Source organism: Pauljensenia sp. UMB3104 (assembly GCF_030217285.1).
GTDB lineage: Bacteria > Actinomycetota > Actinomycetes > Actinomycetales > Actinomycetaceae > Pauljensenia.
Map to the genome: position 1 here is coordinate 1 of NZ_JASONN010000614.1, position 235 is coordinate 235.

Genomic DNA, 235 nt, shown 5'->3' on the forward strand with positions numbered 1-235 from the left:
ACATGTTCGAGCTCGACGCCATCGCCGCCTGCTTCATCGGTGGTGCATCGACGACCGGTGGTATTGGACGCCTCTCCGGCGCCCTCATCGGTGGCCTCATCATGGCCGTCATGTCTAACGGCATGCAGCTCATGGGTGCCTCCACCTCCACCCAGCAGATCGTCAAGGGCGCAGTCCTGCTCCTGGCGGTTGCCTTCGATGTGTGGAACAAGCAGCGCGCCTCGGCCTGAGGTGT

Annotated in this window: 1 protein-coding gene; it reads left to right on the forward strand. The window is 63.4% G+C overall.

What is annotated here, in order from left to right:
* On the forward strand, positions 1-230 hold a 230-nt coding region (locus QP415_RS12995), incomplete at its 5' end, for an ABC transporter permease subunit (RefSeq protein ID WP_442953501.1).
* Positions 231-235 lie beyond the last annotated feature (5 nt).